11 protein-coding genes and 1 pseudogene are annotated in these 14,875 nt (G+C 34.2%); 8 read left to right on the forward strand and 4 right to left on the reverse strand.

The window, feature by feature from the left end; genetic code table 11:
• Positions 1–36 precede the first annotated feature (36 nt).
• Positions 37–639: a 30S ribosomal protein S4 gene (gene rpsD / locus CWS01_RS03580; protein ID WP_101175680.1), complete on the reverse strand. Its 603-nt coding sequence runs from the start codon at positions 637–639 to the stop codon at positions 37–39.
• 662 nt (positions 640–1,301) lie between these two features.
• On the opposite strand from rpsD, the gene CWS01_RS03585 reads away from it, so the two are divergent.
• A complete protein-coding gene (locus CWS01_RS03585) occupies positions 1,302–3,179 on the forward strand; it encodes a diguanylate cyclase (protein WP_101175681.1) in 1,878 nt (625 codons plus the stop codon).
• Positions 3,180–3,355: 176 nt separating this feature from the next.
• Here CWS01_RS03585 and CWS01_RS03590 read toward each other — a convergent pair.
• Both CWS01_RS03590 and CWS01_RS03595 read right to left on the reverse strand, forming a co-directional pair.
• Positions 3,356–3,775: pseudogene (locus CWS01_RS03590) on the reverse strand (transposase); the annotation flags it as partial.
• 278 nt (positions 3,776–4,053) lie between these two features.
• A complete protein-coding gene (locus CWS01_RS03595) occupies positions 4,054–4,533 on the reverse strand; it encodes a GAF domain-containing protein (RefSeq protein WP_101175682.1) in 480 nt (159 codons plus the stop codon).
• A gap of 281 nt (positions 4,534–4,814) precedes the next feature.
• On the opposite strand from CWS01_RS03595, the gene refZ reads away from it, so the two are divergent.
• Positions 4,815–5,438 carry a forespore capture DNA-binding protein RefZ gene (gene refZ / locus CWS01_RS03600; protein WP_101175683.1) on the forward strand — a complete coding sequence of 208 codons (624 nt, stop codon included), beginning with the start codon at positions 4,815–4,817 and terminating at the stop codon, positions 5,436–5,438.
• Here the strand turns inward: refZ and hisJ are convergent.
• On the reverse strand, positions 5,424–6,233 hold the full coding sequence (hisJ, locus tag CWS01_RS03605; protein WP_101175684.1) for a histidinol-phosphatase HisJ: 810 nt from the start codon (positions 6,231–6,233) through the stop codon (positions 5,424–5,426). The genes refZ and hisJ overlap by 15 nt on opposite strands.
• Before the next feature lie 421 nt (positions 6,234–6,654).
• Here hisJ and ezrA point away from each other — a divergent pair, with 421 nt between their 5' ends.
• The 6 genes from ezrA to CWS01_RS03635 all read left to right on the forward strand — a co-directional run bounded on the left by ezrA (position 6,655) and on the right by CWS01_RS03635 (position 14,750).
• Positions 6,655–8,367, forward strand: a complete 1,713-nt coding sequence (ezrA, locus tag CWS01_RS03610; RefSeq protein ID WP_101175685.1) for a septation ring formation regulator EzrA — start codon at positions 6,655–6,657, stop codon at positions 8,365–8,367.
• A 161-nt stretch (positions 8,368–8,528) separates the two neighbouring features.
• Positions 8,529–9,674, forward strand: coding sequence for a cysteine desulfurase family protein (locus CWS01_RS03615; RefSeq protein ID WP_101175686.1), 1,146 nt, complete (start codon positions 8,529–8,531; stop codon positions 9,672–9,674).
• Positions 9,675–10,886 (forward strand): tRNA uracil 4-sulfurtransferase ThiI, encoded by a 1,212-nt coding sequence (gene thiI / locus CWS01_RS03620; RefSeq protein WP_101175687.1) that lies wholly within the window; start codon positions 9,675–9,677, stop codon positions 10,884–10,886.
• A 164-nt stretch (positions 10,887–11,050) separates the two neighbouring features.
• Entirely contained in the window at positions 11,051–11,254 is a 204-nt protein-coding gene (locus CWS01_RS03625; protein ID WP_101175688.1) for an alpha/beta-type small acid-soluble spore protein, read from the forward strand.
• A gap of 152 nt (positions 11,255–11,406) precedes the next feature.
• A complete protein-coding gene (mbcS, locus tag CWS01_RS03630) occupies positions 11,407–12,978 on the forward strand; it encodes an acyl-CoA synthetase MbcS (protein WP_101175689.1) in 1,572 nt (523 codons plus the stop codon).
• 164 nt (positions 12,979–13,142) lie between these two features.
• The gene (locus CWS01_RS03635; protein ID WP_101175690.1) at positions 13,143–14,750 is read left to right on the forward strand and encodes an amidohydrolase; all 1,608 of its coding nucleotides are present in this window, start codon (positions 13,143–13,145) and stop codon (positions 14,748–14,750) included.
• Positions 14,751–14,875 lie beyond the last annotated feature (125 nt).

Below are 14,875 nucleotides of genomic sequence, written 5' to 3' on the forward strand. Positions count from 1 at the left end.
AGGTTTCTAGGGTTTAACATAAATATTAACAATCTATTAACGAGAGTAGAACTCAACGATAAGAGCTTCGTTAATTTCTGCTGGCAATTCAGAACGTTCTGGTAAACGAGTGAATGAACCTTCTAGTTTATCAGCCTCAAATGTTAAGAAATCAGGTACGAAGTTATTTACTTCTACTGCTTCTTTTACAATATCAAGGTTGCGTGATTTTTCACGTAAAGTGATAGTTTGGCCTGCTTTTAGACGGTATGATGGGATATCAACACGAGAACCATCAACTAAAATATGACCATGGTTTACAAGCTGACGTGCTTGACGACGAGTGCGAGCAAGACCTAAACGATAAACAACGTTATCAAGGCGAGTTTCTAAAAGAGCCATGAAGTTTTCACCGTGTTTACCAGGCATTTTGCCAGCGATATCGAATAAATTACGGAATTGGCGTTCGTTCACACCATACATATGACGTAATTTTTGTTTTTCTTGTAATTGTAAACCGTATTCTGATAATTTTTTGCGTTGGTTTGGACCATGTTGTCCTGGTGCGTAAGGGCGTTTATCTAACTCCTTACCAGTACCGCTTAATGAAATGCCAAGACGACGAGAAAGTTTCCAGCTTGGACCTGTATATCGAGCCATTATAGACTCCTCCTTCATGTTTTTATTTGGTAAAATAAAAACAGATGCAACTTTTCTTTCTGCACATTTTATCTTCATGTACCTTCGCCCTAGCAGCTAAGGGTTACACAATACACCATCAATAAGCTTGAGGAATAAAATGAAACAGTAAAGTATTTTACATATGCTGCAATATTTTACACAAAGAGTATTATATGACTTTAGATGATAGAATGTCAAGTAAAGGTTAGTAGCTTCTACTGTTTTTTATTCAAACTATATTCAAACACTCGATTGGTTTTGCTTCATTTTACCCTATTCATTAGCATAGCCTTTGCTTTAAGAGTATCCTGCTTAGAAAAAAAATATTTTTCATTTTTGACCTGACTATATGGCCATATGATATAATTAATAGAAATAAATTAAGTATTTATATAGATTAAAAAACATTTATGGAGGTTTTAGGGCTTCGATATTTGTTTAGAGAAAAATAGGAGCATTTATTTATTGTCATCTCAAATATAGAGGTGCAAAAGATAAATATGACCAATCATTATAATTCTTCTTAGGTGTATGTATATTAATTGGTCATTAAAACAAAATGAAGAATTACATGCATCAAAAATTTATTAATATGACCGATAAATAGAATGAAATAGTTAGATGAATTAGGTGATGATTAAATGGACATGCTTGGCCACCAAATAATATTAAAAATAAAAAGCCGCTTTTTTGATATTGTTGATACAAATAGTCATAATTTAAGCTACATCCAATTACTTGATGAAATGTTAGGCACCATAAAAAATGTTTTGCATGCCAAGGACATTGCTTTATATAGCTGTAAAGAGTGGGATGATCATTGGAGAATAGAAGTAGCGACAGATTCTTCCTATTTTTGTCCTAATGTTCTGAATTCTTTGGAATTCCGTCAATTGTTGATGTCACACAAGATCCATCGTCAATCATGCGAGACAGAAGCATTTAATAAATATGATATTTTATTGCCATTAAAACATAAAGATGGGATAAATAGCTTTTTTGTTATAAGAACCAACGATACAGGGCAAAAAATCAGCTATAGCGATTCTTTATTAGAAATTCTTATTGAGGAATGCAGCTTATTTCTTGATAAAATACAAAGTTTGGTGAAAATTGTAACGGAAGAAAGGAAGTATAAACTATTATTTAGGGTAACGGAAAAGTTTCATTCTTCCATGAAAATGGAAGATGTACTTGGTGAAGTTATTTATACATTGCAGGAATTATATCCAACATTTTCTTACTATTTATTATTGTCCCATGATAATAATAGCCGTGGCGACTTGCCGATAAAAGACTTAGAATATGATAGTGAAAATATTGCTGCGCTAGAAGCATATGTTACTGGTCAAGTTCAGTTTGAAAATTCAAGGGAAGAAAGACAATCTGTTTTATACGCACCTTTAAAAGGAAAGCAAGGCGTCTATGGAGTGCTTCAAGTAATCGCTCCAAACACTGTTAATTTTCCGAAAAGCGAAAAAGAGTTTATTACGTTATTAGCGAATACAGCAGGAAGTGCTGTAGAAAATGCCCAATTATATCAGCAGTCCAAAAAATTGGTTTCTGATTTGCAATTAATAAATGAAACGACACATCGACTTAATTCAAATTTACGTTTAACAGAAATGATGAGGTATATTTCTGAACGAATATCTTCTAGTTTTCATGCAGAAGAAGTAGGGTTTATTCTTTTTTCTTCTGAATCTAATGCTATGTCTGTATTAGTAGGCAGCACAAATTTTTTTCATACAAAAGATGCGGAAGCATATGTTCAGCATTTTAAAGAAAAAATTAAATTAGAAAAGGATTCCTTATTTATCGGAGATTTTGAATTTCCACAGCAAAAATCAGCTAAATATAAATCCATTATGGCGATTCCTATGATGCAAACAGGGCTTTTAAAAGGATTCTCTTTGGTAATGCATCCGTCCCCTTATCATTTTTCATTTGAAACATTTAAATTATTACAATCACTAATTCATCACTCTACATTAGCGTTAACAAACTCCATGCTTAGAGAAGAGCTGGAAAAACTCGTGATTACCGATCATCTTACAAAACTTTATTCTAGAAACTTTCTTGATGAAAAAGTTCAATGTTCCATAAAAACAGATCAAGAAGGAACGTTTATTTTAATTGATATTGATAATTTTAAAGCAGTAAATGATACTTATGGTCATCAAATTGGAGATGAAATAATTATCCAAGTTGCTAATATTATTATTGAAAATATTAGAGGATCGGATATTGGTTCAAGGTGGGGTGGAGAAGAATTAGCTGTATATTTGCCAAAAGTGCCGCTGCAGTTAGGGATTAGCATTGCAGAAAGGCTTGTTGCCAAAGTAAGAGCCAAAACCAATCCATTTGTAACTATATCTTGTGGTGTGTCCTACTGGAACAAAGAGATAAAAGATGATTATCATTCCATCTTCAAACGGGCAGATAAAGCATTATATGTTGCTAAAGAAACAGGCAAAGATAGAGTGGTTGTCCAAACCATGGATTTCGTAAGCGAGTAGTTTAATTATAATGGAGAGTTATTATAGGTATAGTTGATACATGTTTAGCTGCAAAACTTTTATTAGAAAACAAACAAAAAAACTGGTTCTTAAACCAGGTTTCAGTTTGTCGACAAAAGGGGTTCGGAATAGTCTCATTCTGAACCCCTTTTAAGATTAAGTTTGATTTTGTTGCCAATTTCTTCTTGAAGTCGTCCTTGATAAGTACGAGCTTCCTTACGCACTACTTTCTTTTCAAACTTCTGTTTGTTGGCACTCGCTTTTACATGAGTAGAATCAACAAACACATGTTCCGCATTAATCAAGTTCTTATCCGCAGCTGTTTTTAAGATACGGTAGAATATTTGTTCAAATGGATCAGAACCCTTGAATCAACGTTCATAATTTTTACCGAATGTAGAGAAATGAGGCACTTTATCATGAAAACCGTACCTTAAAAACCACCGATAAGCCATATTAGTTTCTACTTCTTCTATAATAAACGAGAAATCAAGTGCAGCCTCGATTTTGGGAACTAAATGATTGGATGGAACTAGTTGATCTAAAGCGATCATTTCTAATTGATCTCTTTGAATAGAAGAATGTTTGGAAAGCATGGTGTTACCTCTGTTATTTATCTACCTATATTTTAAAGCCTGGATATTTGAAATTCTATACTTAATGGATGGAAAATAGGTTGATCGGAGCGGCTCGGCGCTCGCCCCGTGGAAAGCGAACCCTTGAATTGGAAATTAACATCCCTATTTAAAAGAAAAACAAACAAAAAAACCGTAGACAAACTTCCTTTTTAAGGAGCATTTGTCTACAGTCTGAAACCTGGTTTTTAAACCAGGTTTTTTGTTTGTTTTGAAAAATTTTTAAAGTAGAAAATTTATTATAGATACTCTACTAATGTCTCAGTGAAAATTTCTAAATGTTTTTGGTCTATTTCATCAAAACGATTTTTTTCTGGGGAATCAATATCCAAAACTCCAATTAAGGTACCGTTTTTAATTATTGGCACCACTATTTCTGATTGACTAGCGGCGTCACATGCAATGTGTCCAGGAAAAAGATGAACATCTTCTACTCTAAGTGTTTCCTGTTTACTTGCAGCAGTTCCGCAAACGCCTCTGCCAAAAGGAATTCTTACACATGCAGGAAGACCTTGGAAAGGACCAAGAACAAGCTCTCCATCTTCTGCTAAATAAAAGCCAACCCAATTAATACGATCTAAAAATTGATTTAATAATGCAGAAGCATTAGCAAGATTGGCAATTGCATTTGTTTCTCCTTCGAGAAGAGCTTTTAACTGTTTTACTACTAATTGGTATTTTTCCTCGCGGTTGCCATTATATAATTCGACGTTAAACATGGTAAACACCTATCTTTCTTCATAAACTATTTTTATTTTAGCAAAAAACGCTGAAAAGGAGGAAACTTTGTCGAGATTCTATTGAAGGATTGTTCTTATTTAGCAAGAAGTAATATATATATTATTTTAACTTCAAATGAACAAGCAGAGCCCTTTCCAAAAAAAAGTTTTTCAAATAACATGCATTTTCTAACATTCTCTAAATGCAAACATCTGTTAAAAACAGAAGATTGATTTATTCAACCATATATTTCTGATATTAGCAAGAGAGGAGAGAAAATATGAAAAGAAATTCAAAAGATTCTATAATAGAAGCCGCAATTACACTTTTTAACAGAAATGGATATGATGGCACTTCTATAAGAGATATAGCTGCACATGCCCATGTAAATGTGGCAAATATTTCTTATTATTTTAATGGAAAACATGGGCTACTAGAATATTGTTTTACAAGCTATTTTGAAAAGTATTTAGAAGAAATAGAGGATGTTTATCGGGATATTCTTTTAGATCCCACAGAGAAGTTAAAAAAGATAGCGGAATCCATTATACATTTTCACTGTCTGCATCCACATTTAACGAGATTTGTTTTAAGAGAAGTGTCGATTGATTCTCAAGTTGTGAGAGAAATAATGTCTACTTATTATGTAAAAGAAAGATTTTATTTGACAAAAATTTTAGAAGAAGGCATAGAAAAAAAACAATTTAAAAAACAAATGATTTCTTATAGCATTATACAATTGAAAAGCTTATTATCTATGCCTTTTCTTAATGCCTTTTATTTAACAGAAGTGTTGCATGTATATGTGCGTGAATCTTATTTTGCAAAAAAATATTCAGAAGAAATCTATAGATGGATCGATGAAGTGATTTGCTTTCATAAAGAATCCTTATCGATTCCCTAATAACATGTCAAAGCCTTGACCTATATCTTTTGCTTGGTGGGCATCTGATCCATAAACTAGCGAAATCTGCTGCTTTTTTGCTTCTAAAGCGACCCAGCTTGGGGGATAAGACTCTTGGCAAAAGGGTTTATATAAACCAGCTCCGTTATAATCAAGTTCTAATTGCTGCTGTTTTATATCCTTTAATAATTGAATAATAGTAGAACGATAATCTTTAGAGACAGGGAATTTTTTTTGGAATTTATGCACTAATGTAATATGCCCTATTCGTTTTGGTTTGAAAGGGCCTAAATCTGCAAACACTGATTTTTTTATCGTTTCAAAATACCGTTCATAAATGGCTTCCGCACTTCCATATTGGCTAATCATATTGGCAAATAATTCAGGGCTATAATCAACACAATCATAATTCATATTATTTTTTAGAAAATGTACACTTAGAATGCTGTCATCGAGTTTTGGCCCCCATTCATTTAAAAAGCTTTTGATTTCCTGTTCAAAACCTTCAATATAATCCACTTCTAATCCAATGTTTATTTTTATCTTATTTTTGTAATAGTCTTTTGCTTGTTCGACCATATGCACATAATGCGGGAGGTCTTCTAGTGCTATACTGCTGTCTTTTGTCGGAGTGCTGTCAATAAAACCAGCAGGAAGTGGAGCATGCTCTGTGAATGAAATTTCTGTGAATCCTAAAAGAATTGCTTGTTCGATATAATCGCTAATGGCATCTTTTGTGCCATGAGGACAAAATGCTGTATGAATATGTCCGTCTTTTTTTGTTGCTGTTTTCATTTTTTATCTCCCTTTCATTTGACAAGTAGGCTATGGGTTATATGTGCTGCTGATTTTGGATTCATTTATTTGCTGGATGAACCCAAAATCATTTTATCAACAATAGCCACTAATATAGCAGAAAATTAAACTGAAAAATTTAAAAAGGCTGGAAGAATACTATGTTCCTTCCTTCTTTTTTTCATTTTACTAAAAAAAAGAAGGGAAGTTTTGTTTTTTTATCATACAAAAAAAGATTTTCTTTATCTCCTTCGTTAAATGTCTACACAATACAATAGAAATTCTTTCAAAAAAATATAAAATAATAGTCAAAAAATGACGTTTACATGGTATCATAAAAACAAATGAAAAGAACTTTTACATACTTTTACTATAGATATAGGCATAAAAAATGGTCGGTGCTAGAACAGGGGGCTTCAAATTGGATTACATAATTGTGGGAGTAGTCATTATTATATGTCTATTCTTGTCAGGATATCTTATTAAAAGAAAGTACTACGGTGTAGTGGATGAGCTGGAAAACCGGAAAATGACTATTATGAATCGGCCGGTTTTAGAAGAACTTGCTAAGGTAAAGCAGCTAAATATGATTGGACAAACAGAAGAGTTGTTTGAGCGATGGAGATCCGAATGGGATGATATTGTTGCAGTCCAATTGCCTGAAGTGGAAGAAATGCTCCTTGATACAGAAGAATTTATTGATAAGTATAAATTACATAAAGTAAAAAAAAATCAAAATAAAATTCATTTGAAAATGGAGCAAATAGAAAAAGCCATTGAAAAAATGCTTCAGGAATTGGAGAATCTTGTTGGAAGTGAAGAAAAAAACAGAACAGAAATAGAAGGTTTAAAAGAGACTTATCGAGAAAGCAAAAAAACATTGCTTGCACATCGATATACTTTCGGAGAAACGGAACCTAAATTAGAAGCTATGCTTAAAGAAATATCTTCCTTATTAAATGATTATGAAGAAAATACAAAAAATGGGAACTATTTAGATGCAAGAAAAATTGTTCAACAGACAGAAGAAAAACTAGCATATATTCGCTTTTTAGTAGAAACAATTCCTCCTATTTTAATGGAATGCAAAACAAAATTGCCGGAATCAATCAGTGAGCTAAAAGAAGGATATAAAGATATGCTAGCAAAAGGTTTTATTTTGGAGCATATCCAATTGGATGCAGAAATTGAAGAAATAGAAAACGAACTGACGTTATGCAGTGAATTATTGCAAAATGGCGAAGTAGAGAAAATTCAGAGCATAATAGCAGAAGTTCAAGAAAAAATCGATTTATTGTATGATTTACTAGAAAAAGAAGCAATAGCCAAAAACTACTCTACAAAAAATTTGGATGTGGTGAAAGGTATTTTGGCAGCCATAGGTGGTGCCAATGAGCGTTTGCAAGAAGAGGTTAGTTTGCTGCAAAGAAGCTATCATATCGATAACGAAGACCTGGAATTGCAATTTAAGCTTGAGACAAAACTAAAACATCTATTTAAGCAATATGAAGTATTAGAACATAAGTTAATGTACGAGACGGCAGCACATACTGTGTTAACAGAAGAATTGAAGATTTTAAAGGAACAAATGGAAACTGTTGCCGAGGAGCAGAAAGTTCTATTTGATAAGTTCTACGCATTAAGAAAAGATGAAGTACATGCACGCCAAAAAATGCAGGCCTTAAGCAAAGAGATTGCGAACTCTATTAGAGTGGTAGCAAATAGTAATTTGCCTGGCGTAACAAAAGAATATGCAGGCCTGATAGACGAAGCAAAAGAAAATATAGAAAAGCTAAAGTCTATTTTAAATGAAGCTCCATTGGATATTCCTGCTGTACATGCATTGCTTGGACAGGCAGAAAATACTGTTGCTACATTAGTGAAAGCAACAAATGAATTAGTGGAAACAGCAATGCTTGCCGAAAAAATTATCCAATATGGAAACAGGTACCGGAGAAACTATCCTAAAGTAGAAAAAAGTTTATCTCAGGCAGAGGCTTTATTTAGGCACTATAAATATAATGATGCATTAAGTCAAGCTGCATCAGCAATCGAAGAAGTAGAACCAGGCAGCATAAAGCGAATGGAAGCAATAGTGCTAGGAGAAAAAGAAAAAGAAAACCAATATAATTAATAAAGTGGTTAATAGAAAAGGAAAAAACAAAAAAGGTGCGTTGCTATGAAAAGGATAGCTTCTCACCTTTTTTTGTTTATGTAAAGGGTAACAATCTATATTTGCAAAATGCAGGTACTATGATACCATATAAAGTTGCAAGCATAAGGAGGAGAAGGCTTTTGATATACTTAGATAACAGTGCTACTACAAAACCATTTCCTGATGTTGTAAAATCATATTCGACGGTAGCAACAGAGTTTTTTGGAAATCCTTCATCTTTACATTCTATAGGGGGACAAGCAGAAAAGTTGCTTACACAAGCTCGAACGCAAATTGCCGATTTATTAGGTGTAAAAAATAACGAGATTTATTTTACATCAGGGGGTACGGAAGGGAATAACTTTGCTTTAAAAGGTGCTGCCAAGGCTTATCAAGGCAGAGGGAAACATATTATTACAACGGAAGTGGAACATGATTCCATTCATAAAGTAATGGAACAATTGCAAGAAGATGGATTTACAATCACCTATCTTCCAGTTGATAAAAACGGTCTAGTATCCGTTGAAGCTATAACAAGCAGTATCCGCAAAGATACTAGTATCGTTTCAATTATGCACGTTAATAATGAAATAGGTTCTATTCAACCAATAGCAGAAATAGGTTCCATGATAAAAAGGCAGAAACCATCGGTATTATTTCATGTAGATGGAGTGCAGGGAATAGGGAAATTGCCTATTGAGTTAAAAAAAGCAAACATTGATTTATATACCATTTCAGCACATAAGTTTCATGGCTTAAAAGGAAATGGTGTTTTATATATAAGAGAAGGACTAATGTTATCCCCATTGCTTGCTGGGGGCGGACAAGAGAGAAATTATCGAAGTGGAACAGAAAATGTTGCTGGTGCGGTTTCGACCGCTAAGGCTTTGCGTATGCAACTAGACAATCAGCTGTACAAAAAAGACAAGCTCGTAGAACTTAATCGATATTTAAGAGAGAGTTTAGCCCAAATGGAAGATACGGTAATACATTCTCCTTTAGAAAAAAGTATACCGCATATTATTAATTTTTCTATTTTAGGAGTTAAAGCAGAAGTTTTTGTTCATGCATTAGAAAAATACAATATTTATCTTTCGACGACTAGTGCTTGCTCATCTAAAAGCAATACAGTAAGCAAAACACTTACAAGCATGGGAGTTGCAAAAGATGTGGCAGAAAGTTCTTTTCGCATTAGTCTTCACTATGACAATACATTGGAAGAGATAAAAATAACCATCGACAAAATAGCGGACACAATAAAATGGCTAAGAGGTGTGATGAAATAAATGAAATATGATCGAATATTAATCCGATATGGTGAATTATCAACAAAAGGCAGAAATCGAAAAAAATTTGTAGACCAATTGCATAAATCAGTGAAAATGGCACTTCTCCCTTTTCCTCTTGCTAAAATTGAAGTGAAAAGAGAAAGAATGTATGTGCTTTTAAATGGGGAAAACGAAACAGAGATTGCAGGAGCTTTAAAAGACATTTTTGGAATACAGTCGTTTAGTCCAGCAATTAAGTTGGAAAAAGATATTGATACGATGAAAGAAACTGCATTAAAGTTAGTGTCTTCTATCTATCAAGAGGGCAAAACATTTAAAATTACGGCAAAAAGAGTCGATAAAACATTTTCTTTAGATACAGGAGAAATCAATTCTTTATTTGGCGGCCATCTTTTGAAGAATATCCCTGGTATAAAAGTAGATGTACGAAACCCTGATATTAATTTATTGATTGAAATAAGGGAAGAGGCAGTTTATTTATCTTGTGAAACCATACAGGGGGCGCAGGGGCTTCCTTCAGGCACTAGTGGGAAAGCGATGTTAATGCTGTCTGGTGGATTAGATAGCCCTGTTGCAGGATATTTATCAATGAAAAGAGGATTAGAACTAGAAGGTGTTCATTTTTTTAGTCCACCATTCACCTCAGAAAGAGCAAAACAAAAAGTAATTGACATTTCCAAAAAATTAGCTAATAGGAATGGTCATTTTGTGCTGCATATTGTACCTTTTACGGAAATTCAACAGCTTATTCATAAACAAATTCCAGAAAACTATACGATGACGGCAACGAGAAGGCTGATGCTTCGAATTACAGATGAAATCCGCAAAAGACAAGAAGCTTTAGCTATTGTTACAGGAGAAAGTCTAGGACAAGTTGCAAGCCAAACATTAGAAAGCATGTACGCTATTAATGATGTAACAAACACGCCGATTTTAAGACCCTTAATTGCGGTGGATAAAACAGAAATCATTAAAATTGCAAGGGAAATAGATACACATGATATATCTATCAGGCCATATGAAGATTGCTGTACTGTATTTGTACCGGCATCACCAAAAACAAAACCTAAAAGAGAAAAAGTCCAGTTTTATGAAAGTTTTGTTGATTTTGAGCCAATGATTAAAGAGGCTGTTTCAAAAGTGGAGACAATAATCATCAAACAAGGGGAAAAAATGGACGCTGAAAAAACAGAAGAGTCATTATTTTAATTGCAGAGATCAAAAAGATAGAAGTTCGAAAGTTATCTGCTAGAAAGTTTAAAAAATTAGCAGCATGGATATAATGGGTGATTTATTGATAAAAATTACCAATATTTTTGATGAATGAAGACCATGTGTATTACACATTCTATTATCACAAGGAGGTGATACACATGGCAAACAACAATAGCTCAAATCAATTATTAGTACCTGGTGTTTCTCAAGCATTAGACCAAATGAAATACGAAATTGCAACAGAATTTGGAGTAAGTCTTGGTGCAGAAACAACAGCTCGCGCTAACGGTTCAGTTGGTGGAGAAATCACTAAACGTTTAGTTCAAATGGCTGAACAACAACTTGGTGGTTATGCAAAATAATTCCATATAATGGCTACTAGGAGTGAGGCATTTGCCTCACTCCTTATTAATTTTTATAGGAGAATGGAGTTATTTATTTTAAAAAAAGACTTCTAAATAGTATAATGACTAAAGTGTATTTTTAAATCCTAATAATTATAGGGGGAAAAGAAATGAGTCGGCAAGACTTGATAGCACCACAAACATATAATTTTGTTTCAGAGATAGAGAAGTATGCCCATGATAAAAATCGTTTGGCATTAAAATGGGAAAATGAGGATGGGGAAACAAAAGAAATTACATATAGTTCCCTTTCAAAGTTAGCGAATCAAATGGGAAATGTATTAAAAGATGCAGGATTAAAAAAAGGGGACGTTGTTTTAGTTATCGTTCCTCGATTAATAGAAGCATATCAGGTTTATTTAGCTGCTCTTAAAATAGGATTAACCATTTTGCCAAGTTCGGAAATGCTCCGGGCAAAGGATTTGCAGTATCGGATTCAACATGGAGATGTAAAAGGGGTCATCAGTTATTATCCGTTTTTGGATGAGTTGAAAAAAGTAGAAGAAATCAATTCGCTAAAACGTTTTGTCATTGGAGATGCGGTCGAAGACTGGACTTATTTAGATGAGGAAGCGAAATTTGCTTCAGAAGATTTAGATATTTGTGAAACGGAAAAAACGGACACTGCTTTTATTTCTTATACATCTGGAACAACAGGGAATCCGAAAGGCGTAGTGCATACCCATGGCTGGGCGTATGCTCACCTTCGAACTGCAGCACCAAACTGGCTCTGTATTGAAGAAGGAGATTTAGTATGGGCAACTGCAGGTCCTGGATGGCAAAAATGGGTGTGGAGCCCGTTACTATCTGTACTAGGGTCTGGAGCAACTGGTTTTGTCTATCACGGAAAGTTTAATCCTCGCAAATATTTGCAACTGCTGGAAAAATATGAAGTAAATGTACTTTGCTGTACACCAACAGAGTATCGTTTAATGGCAAAAGTGGAGGATATTGATACTTTCCAATTAACAAGCTTAAGAAGCGCTGTTTCAGCTGGAGAACCATTAAATAGAGAAGTTATTGATGTATTCAAAAAGCATTATAATTTGGATGTTCGAGATGGATATGGCCAAACGGAAAATACTTTATTATTAGGTATAACCAAAGGGGTAGATCTGCGTCCTGGGTCTATGGGGAAACCAACGCCAGGAAACATAGTGGACATTGTCAATGAAAACGGCGAGAGTTGTGCAGTAGGAGAAGTTGGAGATATTGCTGTACATAAAGATACGCCAGCACTATTTAAAGAATACTTCAAAGAGCCTGAAAGAACCAAAAATCAATTCAGAGGTAATTATTATATAACAGGTGATAGAGCAAAAAAAGATGAAGATGGATATTTCTGGTTTGAAGGACGAAGCGATGATATTATCATTAGCTCTGGCTATACAATTGGACCATTTGAAGTGGAAGATGCTCTTGTGAAACATGCGGCTGTAAAAGAATGTGCAGTAGTAGCAAGTCCAGACCTAATAAGAGGAAATATTGTAAAAGCTTTTGTTGTTTTACAAAATGGTGTTAAAGGTTCAGATGAATTAATTAAAGAGCTGCAAACACATGTAAAAGAATTGACGGCGCCTTATAAATATCCACGAAAGATAGAGTTTATTGATGACTTGCCAAAAACAACCTCTGGAAAAACACGTCGTGTAGAATTAAGGGAAAATGAAAGAAAAAAATAAATCAACGTATCTTAATTTGGAAAAAGGTAAGGAATAATAAAGAGATAAGCAGAATGTATCGTTAATATATACATATCTGCTTATTTTTTATATGTAGAATATGTTAATAAATCCAAATTAGTAGCGTCGGTTTTACATGGTCAATATTCTCGAGGAGGGATAGAATGGGGACATTAGTTTATGGTGGAAATATATATACATTACAAGAAGAAGGGCAGAAAGTAGAAGCGGTTTTTTTAGAAAATGGAAAAATAGTTGATTATGGACAAAAAACAATGATAGAAAAGATATATGAAACGAGAATAAAAGAAAATATAGATTTATATGGCAGTACTTTATTGCCAGGTTTTGTTGATAGCCATATGCATCTAGTCGGCTATGGAGAAAAACTGATGAGGCTAGATTTGTCACGATGTCAGTCAAAAAAAGAGGCGTTAGAGAAAGTGGCTGCATTTGCCCATAAAGTTCCTGAGGGAGAATGGATAATTGGTGATGGCTGGAATGAAAATTTATGGGCGGAAAAAATGCCGATTACAAGAAAAGAATTAGACTCTTATATTTTAAGTCATCCTATAGTATTAAATAGAATTTGCAAACACGCTATCGCTGTTAATTCAAAGGCGCTTGAGCTAGCGAAAGTAAATGAGTCAACTCCTGTTCCTTATGGAGGAGTAATCGAGCTTGATGAGAAGGGATTGCTTACTGGAATACTAAAAGATCAAGCGCAAGAGCTTTTGAAAAAGTATCTGCCTAAAGTAACCGATACATATGTAGAAAACGCTTTAAGAATAGCGATTAAAGATGCCTATCGTTTAGGGTTGACAGGTGCCCATACAGAAGACTTGAACTATTATCATGGGTACGAGGGAACACATCGTGCGTTTAAAAAAATAATTGTAGAAGAAGGTCATTTGTTTAGAGCTCATCTTCTCGTTCATCATGAAGTTTTTTTAGATTTTGTAAAATCGAAAGAGTCATATTTAAGTGGCGGGGAGTGGATAGAGTTTGGCGGAGTAAAAATATTTGCGGATGGAGCATTTGGGGGAAGAACGGCTTTTTTAAGCAGGCCTTATAAGGATGATCCAACGACAAGAGGCGTATCCATCTTTACACAGGAACAATTAAATGAGCTTGTAAAAAAAGCTCGCGAACAAGATATGCCAGTTGCAGTTCATGCTATCGGCGATGCCGCATTTGAAATGGTTCTTTGTGCTTTAGAAAAACATCCTTTAAAAGGAATTGGAAAAGATCGGCTAATTCATGCAACGATGCTTCGTGCCGATTTGCTTGAGAGAGTAAAGAGTTTGCCTGTTATTTTAGATATTCAGCCAAGTTTTGTCTCTTCCGATTTTCCTTGGGTAATCGGCCGGCTTGGAGAAGAAAATATGGATTATTGTTATGCATGGAAAACGCTGCTCGATGAAGGGCTTGTTTGTGCAGGGGGATCAGATGCACCAATAGAATCAGCAGACCCTCTTTGTGGAATACAAGCAGCTGTGACAAGGACGAATAAATTTGATGAAAAACAAAAAGGGTATAGGATGGATGAAGCGCTAAAAGTCTATGAGGCAGTATGTTTGTATACAAAAGGGAGTGCCCTTGCTGTTTGTCATGAAAAAGATAGAGGAATGATAGATATAGGGTTTGCAGCAGATTTTACCGTGTTGGATCAAGATATTTTCGAAGTGGATGCAAAAAAAATCGATACATTAAAAGTAGTGAAAACGATTATCGGCGGCCAAATTATGTATGATGCTACTATGCCTATTTAAAGGGTATGGGAAATAGAAAATACAGGATAGAACTAGATGGAGGTTTGGCATGAGGATAAAGAAAAAGGGACTAGCTAGTATAAGTATCTGCTAGTTTCTTTTTGAATATTGTCTTGTAGGAAATG

It is taken from the genome of Niallia nealsonii, assembly GCF_002835805.1.
Classification (GTDB): Bacteria; Bacillota; Bacilli; order Bacillales; family Cytobacillaceae; genus Niallia; species Niallia nealsonii.